21 protein-coding genes are annotated in these 23,917 nt (G+C 71.2%); 10 read left to right on the top strand and 11 right to left on the bottom strand.

Features of this window, described 5'->3' with window-relative positions; genetic code table 11:
* Window positions 1–33: 33 nt before the first annotated feature.
* On the top strand, window positions 34–660 hold the full coding sequence (locus AB0M99_RS12755) for a hypothetical protein (RefSeq protein ID WP_365919447.1): 627 nt from the start codon (window positions 34–36) through the stop codon (window positions 658–660).
* On the opposite strand, the gene AB0M99_RS12760 is transcribed toward AB0M99_RS12755, so the two are convergent.
* Window positions 650–1,864: a methyltransferase domain-containing protein gene (locus AB0M99_RS12760; RefSeq protein ID WP_365919449.1), complete on the bottom strand. Its 1,215-nt coding sequence runs from the start codon at window positions 1,862–1,864 to the stop codon at window positions 650–652. The two genes, AB0M99_RS12755 and AB0M99_RS12760, sit on opposite strands and share 11 nt — an antisense overlap.
* Before the next feature lie 178 nt (window positions 1,865–2,042).
* On the opposite strand from AB0M99_RS12760, the gene AB0M99_RS12765 reads away from it, so the two are divergent.
* Together AB0M99_RS12765 and AB0M99_RS12770 are read left to right on the top strand one after the other, a co-directional pair.
* Window positions 2,043–2,915, top strand: coding sequence for a polysaccharide deacetylase family protein (locus tag AB0M99_RS12765; RefSeq protein ID WP_365919451.1), 873 nt, complete (start codon window positions 2,043–2,045; stop codon window positions 2,913–2,915).
* Entirely contained in the window at window positions 2,912–3,796 is an 885-nt protein-coding gene (locus AB0M99_RS12770; RefSeq protein WP_365919452.1) for a polysaccharide deacetylase family protein, read from the top strand. Before AB0M99_RS12765 ends, AB0M99_RS12770 begins: the two co-directional genes overlap by 4 nt.
* 1,819 nt (window positions 3,797–5,615) lie before the next feature.
* On the opposite strand, the gene AB0M99_RS12775 is transcribed toward AB0M99_RS12770, so the two are convergent.
* From AB0M99_RS12775 to AB0M99_RS12795, 5 genes are read right to left on the bottom strand one after another with little or no spacing between them, the layout of a single operon-like run.
* Window positions 5,616–7,016 (bottom strand): FtsW/RodA/SpoVE family cell cycle protein, encoded by a 1,401-nt coding sequence (locus AB0M99_RS12775; RefSeq protein WP_365919454.1) that lies wholly within the window; start codon window positions 7,014–7,016, stop codon window positions 5,616–5,618.
* Window positions 7,004–8,278, bottom strand: coding sequence for an LCP family protein (locus AB0M99_RS12780; RefSeq protein WP_365919456.1), 1,275 nt, complete (start codon window positions 8,276–8,278; stop codon window positions 7,004–7,006). The genes AB0M99_RS12775 and AB0M99_RS12780 overlap by 13 nt, the downstream gene beginning before the upstream one ends.
* Before the next feature lie 57 nt (window positions 8,279–8,335).
* A complete protein-coding gene (locus AB0M99_RS12785; RefSeq protein WP_365919458.1) occupies window positions 8,336–9,745 on the bottom strand; it encodes a HAMP domain-containing sensor histidine kinase in 1,410 nt (469 codons plus the stop codon).
* Window positions 9,738–10,445: a response regulator transcription factor gene (locus AB0M99_RS12790; RefSeq protein WP_365919460.1), complete on the bottom strand. Its 708-nt coding sequence runs from the start codon at window positions 10,443–10,445 to the stop codon at window positions 9,738–9,740. Before AB0M99_RS12790 ends, AB0M99_RS12785 begins: the two co-directional genes overlap by 8 nt.
* A gap of 10 nt (window positions 10,446–10,455) precedes the next feature.
* Window positions 10,456–10,932: a hypothetical protein gene (locus AB0M99_RS12795; RefSeq protein WP_365919462.1), complete on the bottom strand. Its 477-nt coding sequence runs from the start codon at window positions 10,930–10,932 to the stop codon at window positions 10,456–10,458.
* 257 nt (window positions 10,933–11,189) lie between these two features.
* Between AB0M99_RS12795 and groES the strand changes: the two genes are divergently transcribed.
* Both groES and groL read left to right on the top strand, forming a co-directional pair.
* Entirely contained in the window at window positions 11,190–11,498 is a 309-nt protein-coding gene (gene groES, locus AB0M99_RS12800) for a co-chaperone GroES (protein WP_007265952.1), read from the top strand.
* Window positions 11,499–11,607: 109 nt separating this feature from the next.
* A complete protein-coding gene (groL, locus tag AB0M99_RS12805; RefSeq protein WP_365919464.1) occupies window positions 11,608–13,236 on the top strand; it encodes a chaperonin GroEL in 1,629 nt (542 codons plus the stop codon).
* A 67-nt stretch (window positions 13,237–13,303) separates the two neighbouring features.
* Here the strand turns inward: groL and AB0M99_RS12810 are convergent, their stop codons facing one another.
* From AB0M99_RS12810 to AB0M99_RS12820, 3 genes are all read right to left on the bottom strand, one after another.
* On the bottom strand, window positions 13,304–13,993 hold the full coding sequence (locus AB0M99_RS12810; RefSeq protein ID WP_365919466.1) for an ester cyclase: 690 nt from the start codon (window positions 13,991–13,993) through the stop codon (window positions 13,304–13,306).
* 87 nt (window positions 13,994–14,080) lie between these two features.
* Window positions 14,081–14,854 (bottom strand): SDR family oxidoreductase, encoded by a 774-nt coding sequence (locus AB0M99_RS12815; protein ID WP_365919468.1) that lies wholly within the window; start codon window positions 14,852–14,854, stop codon window positions 14,081–14,083.
* Between the two features lie 64 nt (window positions 14,855–14,918).
* Window positions 14,919–15,662: an MOSC domain-containing protein gene (locus tag AB0M99_RS12820; RefSeq protein WP_365919469.1), complete on the bottom strand. Its 744-nt coding sequence runs from the start codon at window positions 15,660–15,662 to the stop codon at window positions 14,919–14,921.
* 79 nt (window positions 15,663–15,741) lie between these two features.
* On the opposite strand from AB0M99_RS12820, the gene AB0M99_RS12825 reads away from it, so the two are divergent.
* A complete protein-coding gene (locus AB0M99_RS12825) occupies window positions 15,742–16,650 on the top strand; it encodes a LysR family transcriptional regulator (protein WP_365919471.1) in 909 nt (302 codons plus the stop codon).
* A gap of 223 nt (window positions 16,651–16,873) precedes the next feature.
* On the opposite strand, the gene AB0M99_RS12830 is transcribed toward AB0M99_RS12825, so the two are convergent.
* Window positions 16,874–17,200 carry a WhiB family transcriptional regulator gene (locus AB0M99_RS12830; RefSeq protein WP_030027725.1) on the bottom strand — a complete coding sequence of 109 codons (327 nt, stop codon included), beginning with the start codon at window positions 17,198–17,200 and terminating at the stop codon, window positions 16,874–16,876.
* Between the two features lie 389 nt (window positions 17,201–17,589).
* On the opposite strand from AB0M99_RS12830, the gene AB0M99_RS12835 reads away from it, so the two are divergent.
* From AB0M99_RS12835 to AB0M99_RS12850, 4 genes are all read left to right on the top strand, one after another.
* On the top strand, window positions 17,590–18,201 hold the full coding sequence (locus tag AB0M99_RS12835) for a response regulator transcription factor (protein ID WP_003948568.1): 612 nt from the start codon (window positions 17,590–17,592) through the stop codon (window positions 18,199–18,201).
* Window positions 18,202–18,558: 357 nt separating this feature from the next.
* A complete protein-coding gene (locus AB0M99_RS12840) occupies window positions 18,559–19,188 on the top strand; it encodes a sigma-70 family RNA polymerase sigma factor (protein WP_356870938.1) in 630 nt (209 codons plus the stop codon).
* 125 nt (window positions 19,189–19,313) lie between these two features.
* Window positions 19,314–20,822, top strand: coding sequence for an IMP dehydrogenase (gene guaB, locus AB0M99_RS12845; RefSeq protein ID WP_365919474.1), 1,509 nt, complete (start codon window positions 19,314–19,316; stop codon window positions 20,820–20,822).
* 164 nt (window positions 20,823–20,986) lie between these two features.
* Window positions 20,987–22,111 carry a GuaB3 family IMP dehydrogenase-related protein gene (locus tag AB0M99_RS12850; protein WP_365919476.1) on the top strand — a complete coding sequence of 375 codons (1,125 nt, stop codon included), beginning with the start codon at window positions 20,987–20,989 and terminating at the stop codon, window positions 22,109–22,111.
* Window positions 22,112–22,180: 69 nt separating this feature from the next.
* On the opposite strand, the gene AB0M99_RS12855 is transcribed toward AB0M99_RS12850, so the two are convergent.
* A complete protein-coding gene (locus AB0M99_RS12855) occupies window positions 22,181–23,917 on the bottom strand; it encodes an insulinase family protein (protein ID WP_365919478.1) in 1,737 nt (578 codons plus the stop codon).

The following is a 23,917-nucleotide window of genomic DNA, read 5'->3' on the forward strand; positions in this document are numbered from 1 at the left end:
GAATCTCGAACGCCTGCCGCTATGGTCATGCCCATGCCTTCCCGTGACCTGCCGCCGCCGCCCCCTCCGGCGCACCTGCGCGACTGGATGGACGAGGCCGCCGTACGGGCCGACCGGGCCCGGTTCCTGCGCGAGCTCGGCCGACGCAGCCTGGGGCTGGGGCGGTTGCTGCTGCTCTGGACGGTGTCGGCGGTCTTCGCGCTCGGCTGGTCCTTCGTCGGCATGGGCCTGATGGCCTTCGAGGAGGGGGACCCGGTCTCCTTCCTCCTCGGCCTCGTTTTCGTCACGCTCGGCGTGGGCGTACTGGTCCCGGCCGGGTTCTGGCTCGCCTCCGGCGCCCGACGCGACCGCCAGGTCCGGCAGCTGCTGTGCGCCTGGGCCGAGTTGTGCCGGGATCCGGCCGCCGACTCCGGGGTCCGCGCGCCGGGGCGGAGCCTGGCCTGGCTGCTGACCTCCTTCGCACTGGGCGTGCTCGGGCTCTGGGTGACCTTCGGGGTCGCCGTGTCGGCGCGGCCGGGCGAGGAGACGTACGCAGAAGTCGCGTACTACATGGGCCTCGGCATGATCCTGTGGATCACGGGCCTGCTGGGGCTGGGCAAGGCGGGCGCGCACTACCGGTGGGCGGTGCGCGCCTTCCGCGGCGGCCGTCCTACGGCGTAGGAGCAGGGGTAGGCGCAGGCGCAGACACCGGCATCGGTGCCGGCGCGCCGATCAGCATCGAGGGGGCCCCGGCCACCCGGGTCAGGAACACGGTCGCGGAGTTCGGCCCCTGCGGCTTGACCTTCCGGCGCAGCTCCTCGGGTTCGATGGCGGAGCCGCGCTTCTTCACGGTCAGGATGCCGACCCCGCGCTCGCGCAGCAGCGCCTTCAGCTTCTTCAGGCCGAAGGGCAGCACGTCGGTGATCTCGTACGCCGTCGCGTACGGCGTCGCGCGCAGCTCGTCGGCGGTGATGTAGGCGATGGTCGGGTCGATCAGCCGGCCGTCGAGCTGCTCGGCCACCTCGGCGACGAGGTGGGCGCGGATGACGGCGCCGTCGGGCTCGTAGAGCCAGCGGCCCACGGTCCCCGCCTCCGGGTCCGGCAGCGGGTCGGCGGTGTGCAGGGCCCGCGGGCCGGGCAGCAGGGTGGCGCGGATCTCGCCCGGCGAGGTGCCGAACCAGAGCACCGCCTCCTTGACGTCCCCCTGGTCGGAGATCCACTCGGCCTCGGCCTCCGCGGGGACGGCCTCGTGCGGGATCCCGGGTGCGATCTTGATGGCGGCGTACTTGGCACCGCGGGCGGTCTCCACGGCCCAGGACAGCGGCGGAGAGTAGCTCTCGGGGTCGAAGATCCGGCCGCGCCCGCCGCGCCGGGCCGGGTCGATGAAGACGGCGTCGTACGAGGACACGTCGACCTCCGTCACGTCCGCCTCCCGGACCTCGATCAGGTCCGCCAGCCCCAGCGCCCCGGCGTTGGCGCGCGCGACGGCGGCGGTCAGCGGGTCGTGGTCCACCGCCAGCACCCGGATGCCGAGCCGGGCCAGGGCGAGGGCGTCCCCGCCGATGCCGCAGCACAGGTCCGCGACGCTCCGTACGCCGAGGGCCGCGAGCCGCTCGGCGCGGTACGAGGCCACGGACGCGCGGGTGGCCATCTCGCCTCCGCCGGGGGTGAAGAACATCCGGAAGGCGTCCTCGGGCCCGAACTTCGCCACCGCGCGCTGCCGCAGGCGGGCCTGGCCGAGTGCGGCGGACACCAGCCCGGCGGGGTGCTCGCGGCGCAGCCGGGTGGCGACGGCCAGCTCCTGGGCGGGGTCGTAGGCGCGGAGCGAGTCGAGGAGGGCGAGGCCCTCGGGGGTGAGGAGCGCGGCGAAGTCTTCGGGGGTCACGGCTCCATTGTCGTCTGCTGTGCGCCACTCGGAGGAAGGTCGGATTCCGTTCGCGGTGTCGGCCGTAACGGGGGCGTGTCGGATGCCAGGATGCGCAGCTATGCAGCTAGTCGGACAAAAGGAACATAAGACGCAACAAGGTCACCGGTTCGCGGCGGGTCCGCGCGGCCGGTTCGGGGTGGCACTGGCCGCACTGCTGGTCGCGGCCCTCGGAACGGCATGCGGCTCCACGGAGTCCGCGCCGGACAAGGCGGCGAAGGCCAAGGCCGCCAAGGGCGCCGAGGCGGGCGCGGCCGGTGCGCTCGGCGGCTATGCCGAGAAGCTGAAGGCCGCCCAGGCGGCGCGGATCGTCGCCGCCAAGAAGTGGGGCCTGGTCAAGCCGCCGCTGATGGCCCCGGCGGCGCCGAAGGAGAAGCCCGAGATCACCACGCGCGAGGGCTTCGAGGTCGAGGACCAGGAGAACCTGCCGCCGGTCTTCACCACCGTGCCGACCGAGGACAAGGTCGTCTTCCTGACGATCGACGACGGTGCGGAGAAGGACCCCGAGTTCCTGAGGATGATGCAGGAGCTGAAGATTCCGTACACCGCGTTCCTCAGCGACTACCTGGTGCAGGACAACTACCCGTACTTCAAGGAGATGCAGGCCGCCGGCGTCTCCCTGAACAACCACACCCTCAACCACCGGTACATGCCGGCGCTCTCGTACGAGAAGCAGCGCCAGGAGATCTGCGGCCAGCAGGACACCATCCAGAAGCAGTTCGGCAAGCGGCCGACGCTCTTCCGGCCGCCGTACGGGAACTACAACGAGGACACGCTGCGGGCCGCCAAGTCCTGCGGGATCAAGGCCGTGCCGCTGTGGAACGCCGAGGCCTTCCCGAACCGCATGGACTGGCGCGAATGGGACCGCGATCTGCACGCCGGTGACATCATCCTCACGCACTTCCGGGGCCGTGAGGACTGGAAGGGCACGATGCCTGACATGATCCGTCATGTCATGAAGACCGTCACGGACAAGGGGTATGCCGTGGCTCGCCTGGAGGACTACTTGTGAGGTACGCGCGCCGGTTGGTAGCCGGAACGCTGGTGGCCGGCGCGCTCGCGCTGTCCCTGTCGGGGTGCGGGGACAGCGTCGAACCCATCGAGCGGCTGGGCCGCAAGGCGATGGAGGAGAAGCCGGACTCGCCGTCCGCCTCCGCCTCCGCCTCGCCGTCGGGGTCGGCGGCGGCAGCGGCTCCGGGCGACGAGGCGTACCGGAAATGGGGCCTGACCGCCCCCGTCCAGTACGCCCCCAAGCCCGCCGCCAAACCCCAGCTCCCGCCGGCCAAGCCGGGCAAGGTCCCGGTGACGGACCGAATACCCATGCCGGGCGGGGAGAAAATAGTCTTCCTGACCTTCGACGACGGCGCCGAGAAGAGCCCCGAGTTCCTCAAGATGGCGGCCGATCTCAAACTGCCGATCAGCATGTTCCTGACGGACAGCATCGCCTCGTCGGACTACGGCCACTTCGAGAAGCTCCGCGACAACGGCTCCGGCAGCACGATAAACAACCACACCCTGACGCACCCGAACCTCCGGACCCTGCCCTTCGCGGCGCAGAAGAAGGAGATATGCGGCCAGCAGGAACGCCTGGAGAAACGCTTCGGCACCAAGCCGCCGTGGTTCCGGCCGCCGTACGGGAACTACAACGACGACACCCTCAAGGCCGCCTCCGAGTGCGGCGTCTCGCAGCTCGTCCTGTGGCGCGTGTCGATGCAGATCAACAACTTCCAGTACGCCGAGGGCTCCGCCCTCAAGCCGGGCGACATCATCCTGGCCCACTTCCGCGGCCCGTCCGAACTCAAGGGCGCGACGGAGGTGGAGATGACGACGCGCATGCTCCAGCGGATCCAGGAACAGGGGTACCGGATCGGGCGGCTGGAGGATTACTTGTAGGGCGGGGGTGTCGGGACGGCGGGGCGGCTGGTGGGGGTGTGAGGGGCGGGTCGGGCGGGGAGCGGGGTTTTGCGGGGGTGTGGCGGGTCGGGGGTGTGAGGGGCGGGTCGGGAGCGGGGTTTTGCGGTGCTGCTCCTGGGCGGGGGCGTTGACGGGTTTGGGGGTTTCCCGTCAGTCCCAGCGTCTCTCCGTGTCGGTCCGCCCTGTCAAGGGCGCTCCCTGCGGTCGCGTCGCTGCGCGATGGCCTTCGGCCACCCTTGACAGGCCGGCCCGCCACGGAAAGACAGGACTGTCGGGAACCCCCCAAAAGAACGGGCCGGGTGCCGATCCATGCCTTCCCGGCCCGGAACTCCCATGCAGGGCGGAACCACCTGCGGGGACCAAAGACGACCCCAACCTGCCCCAAACAGCGGTGAAATGACCCTGGCGGGGGGTCAGGCGCCCCAAATCGCTACGCGCTCCTCGCGAATGGCGTCCGACGACCGTCTGGGGTTGGACATAAGCCGCCCACAATCGCTACGCGCTCCTCGCGAATGGCGTCAGCGACCCTCTTGGGCTGGACATAGGCCGCCAACGATCGCTCGCGCTCCTCACCGACGGCGTCTCCGACCCTCTTGGGCTGGACATAGGCCGCCCACAATCGCTACGCGCTCCTCCAGGACGGCGTCAGCGACCGTCTGGGGTTGGACATAGGCCGCCAACGATTGCTCGTGCTCCTCCGAGGCGGCGACTGCCGGCTGCTAGGGGCTGAGATGGCCCCCACAGGGCCAAATCCAGGATGGTGGCGCCCAAATGCGGCTGACTGGGGCCATTTTGAGGCTGTTGGGAGGCCGGTGGGCCTCTGACGGAGTCTGAGGTTGACGGATCCGGCCTCACGCTCCACCTGGACCGCTTTCCACCCTCCGGCAGGCCCCAACGGGCCCCACAAACCACAACAGCCCCAGACCAGGGCCAGTCGCGGGCGGTGGGAGGACCTGAAAGTCGTGGGCGGGCTCTGCCCGGCCCTAGACGGGTGTCAGTCTCCGTCGTTGAGGGGCGTGAGGGTCGTGGTCGGCCCATGACCAGCCGCAGACGAGGGTCAGTCGCGGTCGATGGGAAGGCTTGATGGCTGTGGGCGGCCTCTGCCCAGCTACAGACGGTCGTCGGTCGCCGTTGATGAGTGGGCCTGATGGTCGTGGGCGGCCTCTGTCCAGCCACGGACGGTCGTGGGTCGCCGTCAGGGAGAGGATCTGATGGTCTTGGGCGGCCTATGTCCAGCCACGGACGGTCGTGGGTCGCCGTCAGGGAGAGGATCTGATGGTCGTGGGCGGCTTATGTCCAGCCACAGGCGGTCGTCGGTCGCGGTTGGCGGGGAGCGCGTAGCGATTGTGGGCGGCTTATGTCCAGCCCAAGAGGGTCGCTGACGCCGTCATGGAGGAGCGCGTAGCGATTTGGGGCGCCTGACCCCCCGCCAGGGTCATTTCACCGCTGTTTGGGGCAGGTTGGGGTCGTCTTTGGTCCCCGCAGGCGGGTTTCGCCCTGCATGGGAGTTCCGGGCCGGGAAGGCATGGATCGGCACCCGGCCCGTTCTTTTGGGGGGTTCCCGACAGTCCTGTCTTTCCGTGGCGGGCCGGCCTGTCAAGGGTGGCCGAAGGCCATCGCGCAGCGACGCGACCGCAGGGAGCGCCCTTGACAGGGCGGACCGACACGGAGAGACGCTGGGACTGACGGGAAACCCCCAAACCCGTCAACGCCCCCGCCCAGGAGCAGCACCGCAAAACCCCGCTCCCGGCCCGCCCCTCACACCCCCGCCAGCCGCTCCATCCCGACAACCCCCGCCCTACACCCCCGCCCCCACCCCCGCCGTGATCGTCGTTTCCGCCGGGTCGCGGGAGTCGGCCTCGCGTTGGCGTTCCGCGCTGTCGCTGATGCGTAGGAGCAGGGCGATCATGACCCAGTTGGCCAGCAGGGACGAGCCGCCCTTGGCCAGGAACGGCAGGGCCTTGCCCGTCAGGGGGATCAGGCCCGTCACGCCGCCCGCCACCACGAAGACCTGGAGGGCCAGCGCCGCGGCCAGGCCCACCGCCAGGAGTTTGCCGAACGGGTCGCGGGCGTCGAGCGCCATCCGCAGGCCCCGCTGCACGAGGAGCCCGTACAGGAGCAGCACGGCCATGACCCCGGCCAGGCCCAGTTCCTCGCCGACCGTGGTCAGGATGAAGTCGCTGCGCCCCGCGAAGGCGATCAGCTCGGGGTGCCCGCTGCCGAGGCCCGTGCCGGAGACGCCGCCGGTGCCGAAGCTGAACAGGGCCTGTGCCGACTGGTCGGAGATGACCCCCGGCGGCCGGTCCTTCCAGTAGTACGACAGCGGCTCCAGCCAGGCGGCCACGCGGGCCTTGACGTGCGGCTCGGTCGAGCCGACCACGAAGGCGCCCGCCGAGGCCATGAGTACGCCGAACACCACCCAGCTGGTGCGCTCGGTCGCGACGTACAGCATCACCACGAAGACGCCGAAGAAGATCAGCGAGGTGCCGAGGTCGCGCTCGAAGACGAGCACGAGCATCGAGACGATCCACACGGTGATGATCGGGCCGAGCTGGCGCATCGGGGGCAGCCGCATGCCCAGGAACTTCCGGCCGGTCAGGGCCAGCGAGTCCCGGTGGATGACCAGGTACCCGGCGAAGAAGACCGCGATCGTCAGCTTGACGAACTCGCCGGGCTGGAAGGACAGCGCGCCGAGTTTGATCCAGCGCTTGGCGCCGTACGCGTCCGCGCCGAAGAGCGCCGGGGCGATCAGCAGCACCAGCGAGACGGCCATCGTGATGTAGATGAACCGCTGCAGCAGCCGGTGGTCGCGCAGCAGCGCCACCACGACGATGCAGGCCGCGACCCCGATCACCGTCCACAGCAGCTGCCCCGGCGCGTTCGCCACCGAGTTGTAGCGCTCGATGTACCCCTGGTCGAGGCGGTGCAGCAGCACCAGTCCGAGCGAGGTCAGCAGCATGGCCAGCGGGAAGATCAGCGGATCCGCGTACGCCGCGAACCGGCGGATGCCCAGGTGCCCCACCAGGGCCAGCAGCGACAGGCTGACCGTGAAGCCGGTGAGGTTGGGCGGCAGCGCGTCGTTCATCGCCAGGCCCGCCACGGTGTGGCCGAAAACTGCGATGCCGACGACGAAGACCAGCAGCAGTGCCTCGGTGCGACGCCGGGCGCCCGACGTCGTGATGGGCCTCAGTCCACGCACGGAACGCCGCCGCCGTCGATGGCGGGGGTGCCGCTGCTCTTCTGGGACGGGGCGGGGGCCGGGGCGGTGCTCGGGGCGTCCGAGGAGCCGCGCGAACTCGGTGAGCCGGTGGTCGGGGGCGGTGCGGGCGTCCCCGGTGAGGAGGGAGCGGCGCCCGGTGCGCTCGGGCTCGCGGTGCCCTTGGGCCCTATCTGCTCGGCAATGAGGCGCTTTATCTTCATATCGTCTACGACGTTTATCTCGGCGCCATGGTTCCTGTCGAACCCCTCGATGGGCAGTGTCGTGAAGTCCACATTGCCCCCGGACAGGTTCTTAGCCTGCTTGATGAAGGACAGCAGATCCCATCCCTCATCGGTCACCACGTCCTCCTTCGCCGTATTGACCAGCTTGAGCAGCTTCACCGGATCCGTGAACGTCCCGGCCTGGTTCAGCTTGTAGGTCGCCCCCGCCAGGAAGGCCTGCTGCCGCTTCGTCCGGTCCAGGTCGCCCATGGTCAGACCGTGCCGCTGCCGGACGAAGGCCAGGGCCTGCTGGCCGTTCAGGGTCTGCTTGCCCGCCGGGAAGTCGGCCCCCGAGTAGGAGTCCTTCGTCGCCTTCTTCAGGCACACCGGTACGCCGTCCAGTGCGCTCGCCAGGTGGTAGAAACCGGCCAGGTTCAGCTCGGCGAAGTGGTCGATCGGGACGCCCAGGAAGTTGCGCACCGTCTCGATCTCGGCCTTGCGCCCCGCCTCGCGGCCCTCGTGCTCCAGCTGCCGCTTGTCCTTGACCCCCTTGGCGACGAGCTGGTCCTCGACCTTGGCCTTGGCCAGCCCGTACGCCTCCTTGATCTTGCTCTTCCCGGTGAACCCGGGCACGCCGTACAGGGTGACGAAGTCGTCGCGCGGTATCGAGAAGGCCTTCGCCTTGCCCCCGTCGCCGGGGACGTGCAGCAGGATCAGGGTGTTCGTGTTGTACCCGCCGACGTCCGAGCTGGCGCCGGCGTGCAGCTTGTCGAGGATCTCCTTCGGCAGGTCCTCGCCGTTCTGGTCGCGGCGGCTGTCGAGACCCATCAGCAGGATGTTCGTATCGCCGTGCTTCGACTTCTCGGCGCCCTCCAGCGCCTTGGAGCTGCCGATGCTGGAGACCAGGTCCTTGTAGACGTACCAGGCGCCGCCGCCCGCCATCACGGTCAGCGCGCAGCCGGTGATCAGCAGCGTGCGGCCGAGCCGGCGCCGGCGCGTCAGCGGCTTGCGGCGGCTGGTCTTCCTCCGTTGCGCAGTCATGCCTGTCGATGGTGGGGGCACGGTGCTGAAGAAAAGCTGAAGGTCCTGAACCCGCCTTCAGACCCGGGGCGCGGCGGTGCCCCCGGGCGGGCGCCCCGGCAGGCGCAGCAGCAGCTGCGCGCCCCCGGACGGCGCCGCCGGCGCCCGTACGTCGCCCCCGTGCGCCCGCGCGATCTCCCGGGCGATGGCCAGGCCCAGACCGGTCCCGCCGCTGGCCCGGCCCCGGTCCGCGTCCAGCCGTACGAACCGCTCGAAGACCCGGTCCCGGTCGGCCTCCGGGATGCCGGGGCCGTCGTCCGTGACCTCCAGCAGAGCCCAGCCGTCCTCCTGCGCCGCCCGTACGACGACCTCCGCGCGGGCGTACCGCAGGGCGTTGTCCACCAGGTTGGCCAGCGCCCGCTCCAGCCGCGCCGGGTCCCCGGCCGCCGGTACGGGCGCCCGCGCGTCCAGCCGTAGCCGGGCCCGGGGGTTCGGGCGCCGCGCCGCGTCCTCGGCGGCGAGCAGCGCGAGGTCCACCGGCTCGGTGCGCGGCGCCGGCCCGCCGTCGAGCCGGGCCAGCAGGAGCAGGTCGGCGGCGATGCGCTGGAGCCGCTCGGTGTCGGCCAGTGCGGCGGCCACCGACTCCCGGTCGGGGCGGTCCATGGCCAGCGCCACTTCCAGCCGGGACCGGACGGCCGCGAGGGGGTTGCGCAGCTCGTGCGAGGCGTCGGCGGTGAACTGCCGCTGCCGGGCGTCGCTGCGCTCCAGCCGGTCGAGCGTGTTGTTGACCGTCCGGGCCAGCTGCGCGATCTCGTCGGCGCCGCCCGGGTCCGGGACCCGCCGGTCGAGCTCGCTCGCGGTGACGGCCGCCAGCTCGGTTCGGATCGCGGTGACGGGGCGCAGCGCGTGCCCGGCCACCCACCAGGCCAGGCCCGCCGCGAAGGCGATCAGCGGGGGTGAGCCGGCGAGCAGCCCGACGGCGGCCGCGCTGGTCGCGTCGTCGACGTCGCCGAGCACGGTCATCGCGTACACGAGGTGCGGGTCGTGCGCCCCCGGCGGACCGGGGGCCTGGACCACGACGACCACGCGCCGTTCCGCGCCGGGGCGCTCGGGCGGCAGGACCGTCGACCGGGAGTCCGTCCCGGCGCCGGGGCGCAGCCCGCCGAAGTCGGGGGAGTCCTTGCCGGTGCCGGTGCCGGTGCCGGTGCCGGCCGGGTCCGCCGTGCTGTTGACGGTGCGCCCCTGCGCGTCCCGTACGAGGACCAGGTCCACCCCGCCCTCGGGCACGGGCAGCCGGCCGCCCGGCTGGAGGGTGCGGGCGTCGAGCTGGGCGGCGACCTTGCGGGCGGCGAGCTCGGTGCGGCCGGTGGTGTTCTCCAGGAGGTTGGCGCGCAGCAGGGTGTACAGCCACAGCCCTCCGGTGGCGAGTACGGCGGCCATCGCGAGGGCGGCGGCAGCGGCGGCGCGGGCACGGACGGTCCTAACCACCGTCGGGCGCCATCCGGTAGCCGGTGCCGTGGACGGTGAGGATCGAGCGGCGGCCGAAGGGGGCGTCGATCTTCTTGCGGAGCGAGGACACGTAGACCTCGACGATGTTCGGGTCGATGCCGTGCGGGGTGTCCCAGACGACGTCGAGGATGTCCTGCTTGGCGACGGCCCGGCCGGGCTGCTCCATCAGGCAGGCGAGTACGCCGAGCTCGCGGGCGGTCAGCTCGATGTCCTGCGCGCCGCGGCGGCAGCGGCGGCCCTGGGGGTCGAGGACGAGGTCGCCGGCCTGGAGGGTGGTGGCGCGTTCGGGGGCGCCGGCGCGGCGGGCGAGTGCGCGGATCCGGGCGGCGAGGACGACGAAGGAGAACGGCTTGGTGAGGTAGTCGTCGGCGCCGGAGTCCAGGCCCTCGGCCTCGTCGTACTCGCCGTCCTTGGCGGTCAGCATCAGGACGGGGGTGCGGTTGCCGTGGGCTCGCATCCGGGTGCAGATCTCGTACCCGGTGAGCCCGGGGAGCATCAGGTCGAGGAGGACGACGTCGTACGGTCCGCCCGCGGCTCCGGGGGAGGCGCCGCCGGTGAGAGCGAGTTCGAGGCCGCGGTGGCCGTCGTGGGCGACCTCGACCCAGTGGCCGTCGGCGGCCAGGCCGCGCCGCAGGGACTCGGCGAGGCCGACTTCGTCTTCGACCACCAGGATGCGCATCGCTCAAGCGTCACATATCGGACGTGACTGCTGCGTGCGGGGCCCCGCGTCCCGCACGCCGACGGCCGAGGAGCTCGCGGCCGGCCGCGGTCAGGGCCCATGCGGGGAAGGCGAGGGCCACCAGGCCCAGGCCCATGGGGGCCAGCGAGGTGATGACGCCCGGGCGCACGGCCTTGTCGGCCGACGGGCCGCTGACCCGGGAGACGACCGGTCCGGTCGGCGGGGTCTCGAACCAGCCCTCCGCCCTGATCCGGCTGATCGTGAAGGATCCGTCGGACGCGGTGAAGGACCCCGTGCACGCCGCCTCCAGGTCCTCGGCCGAGACCTTCTCCCAGGTGCACCGCTCCGCGCGGAAGGTGCCGTCCACCCCCGTCAGCTGGGTCGCGAGCCTGGGTACGGCCAACGAGAACGCGTAGATCCCGCACGCGAGTCCGACGGCGACCGGGATGGCGTGCACCCGTCGGAGGCCGGAGTTCGTCCTGGTCATGGCGCGGACAGTAGCGGGTCGGAGTCGCTCGCGCGTGCGGATTCCAGGGGCCGGGCGGCCACCTCCGCGCAACGCCCACGGCAGTGATTGGCACTCCGCTTGACCGAGTGCTAATCACCGGAATAGTCTCGCACCTGGCACTCGCCCCCGGTGAGTGCCAACACAGCGACAGGCAGGTCCGGCACCCGCGACGACGGATCGACCTGGTCGCCACCTCAGACAGTTAACCCCGGATCTCCGAAGGGGGAGGTCGGATCGTGACGACCGCCAGCTCCAAGGTTGCCATCAAGCCGCTCGAGGACCGCATCGTGGTCCAGCCGCTCGACGCCGAGCAGACCACGGCCTCCGGCCTGGTCATCCCGGACACCGCGAAGGAGAAGCCCCAGGAGGGCGTCGTCCTCGCGGTCGGTCCGGGTCGCTTCGAGGACGGCCAGCGTCTCCCGCTGGACGTCAACGTCGGCGACATCGTGCTGTACAGCAAGTACGGCGGCACCGAAGTGAAGTACAGCGGCGAGGAGTACCTCGTCCTCTCGGCTCGCGACGTGCTCGCGATCGTCGAGAAGTAATTCACCAAAGCACTGCTTTGAGCTGCGCCCCTGGTCACCCCGCTGATTGCCGGGCGGCGAGGGGCGCAGTTCGTTAAACCCGAGTTATCGAGAGGGCTGAACCGCTTCCATGCCGAAGATTCTGAAGTTCGACGAGGACGCCCGTCGTGCCCTTGAGCGCGGCGTCAACAAGCTTGCCGACACGGTCAAGGTGACGATCGGCCCCAAGGGCCGCAACGTCGTCATCGACAAGAAGTTCGGCGCCCCCACCATCACCAACGACGGTGTCACCATCGCCCGCGAGGTCGAGCTGGACGACCCGTACGAGAACCTGGGCGCGCAGCTCGTGAAGGAGGTGGCGACCAAGACCAACGACATCGCGGGTGACGGCACCACCACCGCCACCGTGCTGGCCCAGGCGCTGGTCCGCGAGGGTCTGCGCAACGTCGCCGCCGGCGCTTCCCCGGCCGCCCTGAAGAAGGGCATCGACGCCGCGGTCAAGGCCGTGTCCGAGGAGCTCCTCGCGACCGCCCGCCCGATCGAGGACAAGTCCGACATCGCCGCCGTGGCCGCGCTCTCCGCGCAGGACCAGCAGGTCGGCGAGCTCATCGCCGAGGCGATGGACAAGGTCGGCAAGGACGGTGTCATCACCGTCGAGGAGTCCAACACCTTCGGCCTGGAGCTGGAGTTCACCGAGGGCATGGCCTTCGACAAGGGCTACCTCTCGCCGTACATGGTCTCCGACCAGGAGCGCATGGAGGCCGTCCTCGACGACCCGTACATCCTGATCAACCAGGGCAAGATCTCCTCGATCCAGGACCTCCTGCCGCTGCTGGAGAAGGTCATCCAGGCCGGCGGCTCCCGCCCGCTGCTGATCATCGCCGAGGACGTCGAGGGCGAGGCGCTCTCCACCCTCGTCGTCAACAAGATCCGCGGCACGTTCAACGCCGTGGCCGTCAAGGCCCCCGGCTTCGGCGACCGCCGCAAGGCGATGCTCCAGGACATGGCCACCCTCACCGGTGCCACCGTCATCGCCGAGGAGGTCGGCCTCAAGCTCGACCAGGCCGGTCTGGACGTACTGGGTTCCGCCCGCCGCGTCACGATCTCCAAGGACGACACGACCATCGTCGACGGTGGCGGCAGCCACGAGGAAGTCCTCGGTCGCGTCAACCAGATCAAGGCCGAGATCGAGTCCACGGACTCGGACTGGGACCGCGAGAAGCTGCAGGAGCGCCTGGCGAAGCTCGCCGGCGGCGTCTGCGTCATCAAGGTCGGCGCCGCCACCGAGGTGGAGCTCAAGGAGAAGAAGCACCGCCTCGAGGACGCCATCTCGGCGACCCGCGCCGCGGTCGAGGAGGGCATCGTCTCCGGCGGTGGCTCCGCGCTCGTCCACGCCGTGAAGGTCCTTGAGGGCAACCTCGGCCTGGCCGGCGACGAGGCCACCGGTGTCGCGGTCGTGCGCCGCGCCGCCGTCGAGCCGCTGCGCTGGATCGCCGAGAACGCCGGCCTCGAGGGCTACGTCATCACCTCGAAGGTCGCCGAGCTCGACAAGGGCCAGGGCTTCAACGCCGCGTCCGGCGAGTACGGCGACCTGGTGAAGGCCGGCGTCATCGACCCGGTCAAGGTCACCCGCTCCGCGCTGGAGAACGCCGCTTCCATCGCCTCCCTGCTGCTCACGACCGAGACCCTGGTCGTCGAGAAGCCGGCCGAGGAAGAGGCCGACGCGGGCCACGGCCACGGTCACGGCCACAGCCACTGATCGCGCCACGCATGGGGAAGGCCCCGTTCCGCAGCTGCGGAACGGGGCCTTCCCGTATGTGCGGGGCCTACATCACGCCCAGTTGGCGCATCAGGGCCATGGCGTCGTAGTGCCACCAGCCTTCCTTGATCATGCCGTCCTGACATCGGAAGACCGTCGTGCCGGTCATCGTGCAGGTCTTGCCGGTCGGTGCGACGCCCATGAACTCGCCCTTGTGCTTGCCGGTCCAGGTCCACAGGGTGGTGACGTAGTCGTCCTGTGCCATCTGGGCGTCCTTCGTGAAGCTGAAGTCGAAGGCGCTCCGCCATCCCTCCACGTCCTCGCGGATTCCGGCGGGCCCGATCTTGTCCTCGGGGTTGCTGATGTCGTGGTCGCGGTAGTCCGTCGCGAAGACCTCGGGGATGACGGACATGTCTCCCTTCATCGCGATCTCGTCGTACATCCGGTTCACCAGCATCGTGTTGAGGTGCTCGTCCCGGACGACGTCCAGGTTGGTGAAGCTGGGCATCCCGTCACAGAGGGCCACCATCTCCTGGAACATCTTGTCCGTCTCCGGGAGATGAGAGTTCCTCATGGCCTCTTCGTACGAGGGGAATTCGACCACGTCCACGTAGTGGTTCTCGTTCTCGCGGTCCTTGCCCACGATGCTGTGGGTGACGGTGCGCTTGCCCTGGCTCTGCGAGACGTACCGGTCGAGCAGCTGGTTGAGGTCGTCCTGCCGACTGGTCTTGTAATCGATTATCTGTACGAATGTCATGGCGTCTCCCGGGCTGGATGGACGTGTCCACTAAAGACGTGTCCATTTTAGGGAGATTTCGCCCATTTGGCGGATCGGGTGGCCCGGCTACTGCGGCCCGTACTTGCGGCCCGTACGCGAGGACACCCCGCCCAGCAGCCCGCGCGGCGTCAGCTTCACCACGCCCATCAGCGCCTTGTACCGGGGGTCCGGAACCGACACCGTCTTGCCGCGCGCCAGGTCGGCCAGTGCCGACGCCACCAGTTTGTCGGCGTCCAGCCACATCCAGCCGGGGATGTTGTCCGTGCCCATGCCCGCCCGCTGGTGGAACTCGGTGCGCACGAAGCCCGGGCACAGCGCCATCAGCCGCACCCCGGAGCCGCCCAGGTCCTTGGCCGCGCCCTGCGTGAACTGCACGACCCAGGCCTTGCTCGCCCCGTACGTACCGCGCGGTACGAAGGCCGCCACCGACGCCACGTTGATGACGCCGCCGCGCCCGCGCGAGCGCATGGACTCCGTGGCCGCCGAGGTCAGCCTCAGCACGGCCTCGATGTGCACCTTCAGCATGGTCAGCTCGTCGGCCATGGAGACTTCCAGGTACCGGCCCTTGTTCCCGAAGCCCGCATTGTTGACCAGCAGGTCCACCGGGTGCTTGCGGTCGCCGAGGCGTGCCTCGACCGCCGCGATGCCCTCGTCGGAGGAGAGGTCGGCGGGCAGTACCTCGGCCTCGATCCCGTGCCGGTCGTGCAGTTCGGTGGCCTGCTCGGCCAGCCGCTCGGTGTCCCGGGCCACCAGTACGAGGTTGTGGCCCTGGGCGGCGAGCCGCCGGGCGAAGGCGGCGCCGATGCCCGCCGTGGATCCCGTAATCAACGCAGTCGTCATGTGCGCAACCTAGCCGCCCGGGTGGCGGGCCGGTGCGGTGTCCCGCCACCGGCGCCGCCCGCGGCTACTTCCCGCCGTGCGAACCGTACTTCTCCACGTACGCCCGTACGGTCTCGTGCGCCTTCGGCTCCATCGCCGCGCCCGCCGCCAGTGTGCGCGGGAGCAGCGCGCGCTCGGTGGTGAAGGCCCGGAACCAGAACTCCACCGTCACCTCGTGCTCCGGACGGTGGATCACCTCGATGGTGTCGCCGGGCGAGACCGAACCCTCTTCGATCACCCGCAGGTACGCGCCCGGGCGGGCGGCCTGCGTGTACCGCTTGACCCAGGACTTCTCGTCGACCGCGCCCTGGAAGGTCCGGCAGGGGATGCGGGCCGAGGCCACTTCGAGGACCAGGTCCGGGCCGATGCGCCAGCGCTCGCCGAGCAGTGCGCCGTTCACGTCGAGGCCGGAGGTGGTGAGGTTCTCCCCGAAGATCCCGCCGGGCAGCTCGCGGTCGAGTTCGCGCTCCCACCAGTCCAGGTCCTCCCGGGCGTACGCGTACACGGCCTGGTGCTCGCCGCCGTGGTGGCGCAGGTCGCAGATGTCGTCGCCCTCGACCCCGCTCCCCCCGACGCCCTTGGGGCCCGGGGCGAAGACGCGGACCGGGCCGGGCGCGGGCCGCTTGCCGATGCCGGTCAGTCCGCTCGCTGCGTCGGTGTAGTCGACGGGGGTGGCGCGGCCGAGGTTGACGGAGACGAGGCGTGCGGGGGCCGTGGCCGCCGCGAGGGACGCGGAGGGCACGGCCGGCGTGGAAGGCGTGGGTGGCATGGTCCAACGCTAGCCGAGCCGCCTCAAAGCGGCACTGGAGTATTCCCCCGCTGGTCAAAGTAGGCCTTATGCTCGAAGTGTGATCGAGGCACGTCATCTCCGGGTTCTGCGCGCTGTCGCCGGGACCGGGTCCTTCTCCGCCGCCGCCCGCGAGCTCGGCTGCACCCAGCCCGCCGTCTCCCAGCAGATGAAGGCGCTGGAGCAGTCGGCCGGCACCCCGCTGCTCATCCGGACCGGGCGCGAGATGCGCCTCACCCAGGCAGGTGAGGCGCTGGTCCGGCATGCCGCCGGGATCCTCGCCGGGCTCACCGCCGCCGAGGAGGAGGTCGCGGCCATCGCCGGGCTGCGCGCGGGCCGGGTCCGGCTGGTGTCCTTCCCCAGCGGCAGCTCCACCCTGGTGCCGACCGCGCTGGCGGCGATGCGCGCCGCGCACCCCGGCACCCGGATCTCGCTGGTCGAGGCGGAGCCGCCGCGCTCGGTGGAGATGCTGCGCGAGGGCGACTGCGACGTGGCGCTGGCGTTCCGGTACGGCGGGGACGCCGACGGGCGGGGCTCCGCGGCCGAGTGGGAGGACCTCGTGGTCCGGCCGCTGCTGACCGACCGGCTCGTCGGGCTGGTCCCCGAGGGCCACCGGCTGGCCGGTGCCGGGCGGGTGGGGATGGCGGAGCTGGCGGGCGAGCCCTGGATCGCCGGCTGTCCGCGGTGCCGCCGCCACCTGGTGGAGGTGTGCGAGGGGGCGGGCTTCACCCCGCGCATCGACTTCGCCACCGACGACTACCCGGCCGTGGTCGGGCTGGTCGGGGCCGGGCTCGGGGTCGCGGTGCTGCCGGAGCTCGCGGTGGAGTCCGTACGGGCAAAGGGCGTGAGCACGCTGGCGGTGGAGCCGGCCGTGGAGCGCGAGGTGGTCGCGCTGACCCTGCCGGACCTGGCCCGGGTGCCGGCCGTGGCCGCGACGGTGGCCGAGCTGGAGCGGGCCGCGGCGCGCTGAAGCCGCCGCGCCGGCGCGGTGTGCGGACGCCGCGCGGGCGAAGCGCGGGCGACGCGCCGGGTGAGGTGCGCCCGTACGAGTGATGCGTACGGGTCCGGATGCGCGCATGCACCGGGCGGGCCGCCACGCGAGGGACCGTACGGCGGTACGGCCGATCGGGTGGCGCCCCGGGCCCGGGACGCACGACAGGGGAGAAACGTTCCTTCGGACGTTTCGACGGCTGCTAGTGCGGAGCGATCGGTCCGATCGCACTCGACGCGGGGATCAGGCGGTGCCTGGCGCGGCCCATCAGCTCTTCGCGCTCGTCCTCGGTGAGGCCGCCCCACACCCCGTAGGGCTCGCGGACGGCTAGTGCGTGCGCGGCGCATTCCGAACGCACCGGGCAACGCATGCAGACCTCTTTAGCCGAGGCCTCGCGCGCGCTCCTGGCCGCGCCCCGCTCGCCTTCCGGGTGGAAGAAGAGGGAGCTGTCGACTCCTCGGCAGGCGGCCAGCAGCTGCCAGTCCCAGAGGTCGGCGTTCGGTCCGGGGAGGCGGGAGAAATCTGCCATGGGTAGTCCTCTTGGTGCCGGTACTGAGGCGGATACGGTCCGTGTCTCCAAGGGTCTCCACACCTACTGTCGGAGTAGATGTAAATATGACTCATTGGGAATCTAGCCTCAGACACATGCCAAACGGAAGGAAAGCCGCCAAATAGGGCATAGCTCCAGATGGAGGACACGCGGCGAGTGGTGCCTGCGCCGTGATCGCTTCCTCACGTAGAGTGCCGAAGGTGTCCGTCCGACCCGTAACTCTTTCGAGTGACCATCGTTGAGAGAGCGAGTGCGGTTGAACCAAGAAGTTCTCGGACAGATGTCCGGGGGCATCGATCGCACAGGTGACGATACGTACCAGCCTGGAGGCTCAAGGTGACGCGCATCAGCAGCTGCGGAGGGCGGTCATGACTTCCGTCCTCGTCTGCGACGACTCCCCGCTTGCCCGAGAGGCGCTCCGTCGCGCGGTTGCCACCGTGCCCGGCGTCGAGCGTGTGACGACGGCTGCCAACGGCGAGGAAGTCCTCCGCCGCTGGGGTGCCGACCGCTCCGACCTGATTCTGATGGATGTACGGATGCCCGGGCTCGGCGGTGTGGAGACGGTCCGCCGCCTGCTCTCGGCCGACCCCGGCGCCCGCATCATCATGCTGACGGTCGCCGAGGACCTGGACGGCGTGGCCCTCGCGGTCGCCGCCGGCGCCCGGGGCTACCTGCACAAGGACGCCTCGCGCGCCGAACTGCGGGCCACGGTCACCCAGGCCCTCGCCGACCCGACCTGGCGACTGGCCCCGCGCCGGCTCCGCTCGGCCGAGATGGGCGCCGCGCCCACGCTCACCGCGCGCGAGATCCAGGTGCTGGAGGGCATGAGCCACGGCCGGTCCAACGCGGAGATCGGGCGCGAGCTCTTCCTCTCCGAGGACACGGTCAAGACCCACGCCCGCCGTCTGTTCAAGAAGCTGGGCGCATCCGACCGGGCACACGCCGTGGCGCTCGGCTTCCGCTGGGGCCTGGTCCGCTGACCCGCGGCCGTACGGCCCCGGGCCCCGTCGCCCCCGTCCGCTGACCGCGGGCCGCCCCGGAGCAGTCCCGTCCGCCACCGGCGGACGGGGCGGCGAGCTGGTGCCGCGCTCGGGTCCGCGCGGTGCCGCCCGGCTGTCCTGTCGTACCCGGTGCGCACCCGGGATCGGCGGGGCACAATCCAAGGGACGTGTCGCTTCGTGCGCGATGCCGCATCCTTGAGGGTGTGGGGACAGTTCGGCCGAGCGGGAGGGGAGGCGCAGACGATGGGTACCGGCGCACCCGCTCCGCATAACGCTTCGATGCACAACACGGGCCGCAGTGCCGCGAATACTCCGGCGCCAAGGCACCATGGATTGATGCGCGACGACGAGGCCCTGGGGTCACCCGCGGCCACAGGCCCCACCGGCGCCGCCAAAGGCGGCAGTGCCGGGGCCGTCAGCGCGCTCGTACGCCGTGCGGTGGACGGCGACGAGCAGGCCACGCACGACCTGCTCGCCTTCGTGCACCCCCTGGCCATCCGCTATTGCCGCACGCGGCTCTCGCGGCTTCCGGGTGATGCTCGTCACTTCGTCGAGGACCTGGCCCAGGAAGTCTGCGTCGCCGTCCTGATGGCCCTGCCGCGCTACCGGGACACCGGGCGCCCCTTCGAGGCCTTCGTCTTCGCCATCGCCGCGCACAAGGTCGCCGACCTGCAGCGGGCCGCCATGCGGCATCCGGGCAGTACGGCCGTGCCCTCCGACGAGATGCCCGAGCGCCCCGACGACTCGCTCGGCCCCGAGGAGCGGGCACTGCTGAGCAGTGACGCCGCGTGGGCCAAGAAACTGCTGGCCAACCTGCCGGAGAACCAGCGCGAGCTGCTCGTGCTGCGGGTCGCTGTCGGGCTGACCGCCGAGGAGACCGGGCAGATGCTCGGGATGTCGCCGGGCGCGGTGCGCGTCGCACAGCACAGGGCGCTCAGCAGGCTGCGCGCGCTGGCCGAGCAGTAGGCGAGCGGCAGGCGTCGTCGTAGGAAGCGACGAAACTTCTGCTTGACCTTGCTCGTGGAATGAGACGCGTCGGGATCCCGTTAGCATGGACATCCGCGCTGAGCAAGACCATTTGGGAAGGTGTCATGACCGACAGCGGTTCGACCGGAGTACCCGACAAATTCGCCACGCTCGGACTGACCTACGACGACGTGCTGCTGCTGCCGGGCGCGTCGGACATGTCGCCTGACGCCATCGACACCTCCTCCCTCATCTCGCGCAACGTCCGCGTGAACGTTCCGCTGCTGTCCGCGGCCATGGACAAGGTCACCGAGTCCCGCATGGCCATCGCGATGGCCCGCCAGGGCGGCGTCGGCGTCCTGCACCGCAACCTCTCCATCGCCGACCAGGCCAACCAGGTCGACCTGGTCAAGCGCTCCGAGTCCGGCATGGTCACCGACCCGATCACGGTCCACCCGGACGCGACGCTGCGCGAGGCCGACCAGCTCTGCGCGAAGTTCCGCATCTCCGGCGTCCCGGTCACCGACCCGGCCGGCAAGCTGCTCGGCATCGTCACCAACCGCGACATGGCCTTCGAGTCGGACCGCAGCCGCCAGGTGCGCGAGGTCATGACCCCGATGCCGCTGGTCACGGGCAAGGTCGGCATCTCGGGCGTGGACGCCATGGAGCTGCTGCGCCGCCACAAGATCGAGAAGCTTCCGCTGGTCGACGACGGGGGCATCCTCAAGGGCCTCATCACGGTCAAGGACTTCGTCAAGGCCGAGAAGTACCCGAACGCCGCCAAGGACAAGGACGGCCGGCTGCTCGTCGGCGCCGCCGTCGGCGTCGCGGGCGACGCGTACGACCGCGCCCAGGCCCTGATCGAGGCGGGCGCCGACTTCATCGTCGTCGACACCGCCCACGGCCACTCCCGCCTGGTCGGCGACATGGTCGCCAAGATCAAGTCGAACTCCGGCGTGGACGTCATCGGCGGCAACGTCGCCACCCGCGACGGCGCCCAGGCGCTCATCGATGCCGGCTGCGACGGCATCAAGGTCGGCGTCGGCCCCGGCTCCATCTGCACCACCCGCGTCGTCGCCGGCATCGGCGTCCCGCAGGTCACCGCCATCTACGAGGCCTCGCTGGCCGCCAAGGCCGCGGGCGTCCCGGTCATCGGCGACGGCGGCCTGCAGTACTCCGGCGACATCGCCAAGGCCCTGGTCGCGGGCGCCGACACGGTGATGCTCGGCTCGCTGCTCGCGGGCTGCGAGGAGTCCCCGGGCGAGCTGCTGTTCATCAACGGCAAGCAGTTCAAGTCGTACCGCGGCATGGGCTCGCTCGGCGCCATGCAGTCCCGCGGCGAGCAGAAGTCCTTCTCCAAGGACCGCTACTTCCAGGAGGGCGTGGGCGGCGACGACAAGCTCATCCCCGAGGGCATCGAGGGCCAGGTCCCGTACCGCGGCCCGCTCTCCGCGGTCGTGCACCAGCTCGTCGGGGGCCTGCGCCAGTCGATGTTCTACGTCGGCGGCCGCACGGTGCCGGAGCTCCAGGACCGCGGCCGGTTCGTCCGGATCACCTCGGCGGGCCTCAAGGAGAGCCACCCGCACGACATCCAGATGACCGTCGAAGCCCCGAACTACTCCCGCAAGGGCTGAGCGGTGTGATCGTATGAAGGGGCGGGTCCGGATCGGACCCGCCCCTTCGGCGTGCCCGCACTCCGTTCCGAGCGGCAGGGCCGTCCGTACGGCGGTCACCGGAACGCGAGCCGCCGGGGTTCGGGGATACTGGACGGGCAGACCCAGAGGAAAGGCCACCACACGTGACTGAGATCGAGATCGGGCGCGGCAAGCGCGGCCGCAGGGCGTACGCGTTCGATGACATCGCCATCGTCCCCAGCCGCCGCACGCGAGACCCGAAGGAGGTCTCGATCGCCTGGCAGATCGACGCCTACCGCTTCGAGCTCCCGTTCCTGGCCGCCCCCATGGACTCGGTCGTCTCCCCGCAGACCGCCATCCGCATCGGCGAGCTCGGCGGCCTCGGCGTGCTGAACCTCGAAGGCCTGTGGACCCGGTACGAGGACCCGCAGCCGCTGCTCGACGAGATCGCGGAGCTGGAGGAGGAGTCCGCCAACCGCCGCCTCCAGGAGATCTACGCCGCCCCGATCCAGGCGGACCTGATCCGCCAGCGCATCAAGGAGGTGCGCGACTCCGGTGTCGTCACCGCCGCGGCGCTCTCCCCGCAGCGCACCGCCGAGTTCTCCAAGGCCGTCGTCGACGCGGGCGTGGACATCTTCGTGATCCGCGGCACCACCGTGTCGGCGGAGCACGTCTCCGGCGCCGCCGAGCCGCTGAACCTCAAGCAGTTCATCTACGAGCTCGACGTCCCGGTCATCGTGGGCGGCTGCGCCACCTACACCGCGGCCCTGCACCTGATGCGCACCGGCGCCGCGGGCGTCCTGGTCGGCTTCGGCGGCGGCGCCGCGCACACCACGCGCAACGTGCTCGGCATCCAGGTCCCGATGGCCACCGCCGTCGCGGACGTGGCCGCGGCGCGCCGCGACTACATGGACGAGTCCGGCGGCCGCTACGTGCACGTCATCGCCGACGGCGGCGTGGGCTGGTCCGGCGACATCCCCAAGGCCGTCGCCTGCGGCGCCGACGCGGTGATGATGGGCTCCCCGCTGGCCCGTGCCACCGACGCGCCCGGCAAGGGCCACCACTGGGGCATGGAGGCCGTCCACGAGGACGTGCCGCGCGGCAAGAAGGTCGACCTCGGCACGGTCGGCACCACCGAGGAGATCCTCACCGGCCCGTCGCACACCCCGGACGGCTCGATGAACATCTTCGGCGCGCTGCGCCGCTCGATGGCCACCACCGGCTACAGCGAGCTCAAGGAGTTCCAGCGGGTCGAGGTCACGATCGCGGACTCGCAGCACAGCCGCTGACCGCCCCACCGCACGTACGGAAGGCCGGCGCCCCATGGGGGGCGCCGGCCTTCCGGCGTCCGCGGGCGGTCAGGCCGTGCCGCGCCGCTTGCGGAACATGTTGTGCCAGATGACGGCGCAGGCCCCCGTCCCCAGCACGAAGCCGCGGAGCATGCCCCAGTCCGCGCCGTCCGGAGTGATCTCCCGGTCGGTCTCCGCGACGACGAGCAGGGCCGTGACGACGGCCAGGACGACGGTGAAGACGCCGAACGCCCAGAACCCGACGGTGCCCGCGTTCCGCCCCCACCAGGTGGTGCCGGGCGCGTCCGCCGGGTTCGGCCGCGGGATCCGGGCCGGGTCGCGCGGCGGCATGCGGACCACGGCGCCGGCCGGGACGGCGGCGTCCAGCGGGGCCAGTTCGGCCGCGGTGATCCCGTACAGGGTCGGCTCGACGGTCAGGGTGAAGCCGTCGTTGCCGACGAGGTGGCGGGCGCCGTCCGGGTAGACCTGGAGCAGCGAGCACTCGGCGTACAGGACGGTGATCTGGTTGTCCGGCACGAGCAGGCTGATGCCTTCGGAGCCCACGATCAGCCTGATACCGGGGTGCTCCACGGAGATGTGGCACTGCCCGGTGACGGTCCGCTCGGAGGCGGCGGGCGCGGCCGTGAACCCCGCCCAGTCCAGGCCGCGGCCGGGCACCTGCACCAGCGCGTCGGCCCAGACGGCGCGCGCGACCCGGTGCAGGTCCTCGACGGTGACGGCCTCCAGCTCGGCCCTCGCCCCGGCGACGGTGAGGTCGCGGTGGCGCAGCAGCTGGTTCATGGCGGTGCCCGGGAGCATGAGGGCGGCGAGCTCGGGGGCGTCGAGCCGGGCCAGCGCGGAGGCCCGTACGGCGTCCAGGTCGGCCTGCTCGATCCGTCCGGCGCGCAGCTTCGCGAGGACGTCCACGAACGCGCCGACCATCGCGTCCTGCTTCTGCGGGAGGGCGTCGGCATACGCGACGACGGTCGCGGCCCCGGTGTCGCGCGGGCAGTACTCGGCGGTGGCCGTGTAGGAGTAGCCGCCCTTCTGGCGCAGATCGCGGAACAGCTCCTTGCCCAGCACCTCGGCGAACAGGCTCGCCTCGGTGGAGCGGGGGACCACGGCGGTCAGGACCATGCCGCCCTCGTCGCCGTGGAAGTAGGCGGGGGTCGCGGGCAGCGCGGAGGTCGCCTCGGGGGCCGGGCGCCACTCGCCGGCCGGGAGGGTGAGGTCGAGGCCCTCGGGGACGGTGTCGGAGGAGATCCACAGGACGGCGTTGGCGGCGGTGAACCAGGTCCGTGCCCAGTCGCGCACGTCGTGTTCGGTGATCCGGGGGAGGCCGGCCTCGGAGTAGCCGGTGAGGCCGTAGGAGCGCGAGCCGTAGCGCCACACGGCGGAGGCGTGGGCCGGTCCGTGGCTCTTGCCGGCGGCCTCGGTGCGCAGGATCTCCTTCTCGGTCTCCAGCCGGTCCATGGGCAGGTCGCGCAGGGACGCGCAGACGCCGTTGAGGTACTCGACCACGTCGGCGGGGCTGCCGGTGACGTGGAAGTGGGTGTAGGTGGCGGCGGTGGCGCCGTTGTAGTGCAGGTCGCCCACGCCGTGGCGGTGGAGGGCGAGGTGCTCGACGAGGTGGGTGATGCCGCTGGTGGCGAGGGTCTCGTCGGCTCGGCCGACGCGGAAGAGCAGGCCGGCGGTGACGGGGCCCGGGCGCGGGGCGAGGACGGTGCGGATGCCGCCCACGGTGGTGTGCGTGGTGCCGTCGGCGTCGGTGGTGCTGCCGGTGTCGGCGGCGGTGTCGATCTCCAT

The sequence above is a fragment of the Streptomyces sp. NPDC051183 genome, from assembly GCF_040682455.1.
Classification (GTDB): Bacteria; Actinomycetota; Actinomycetes; order Streptomycetales; family Streptomycetaceae; genus Streptomyces.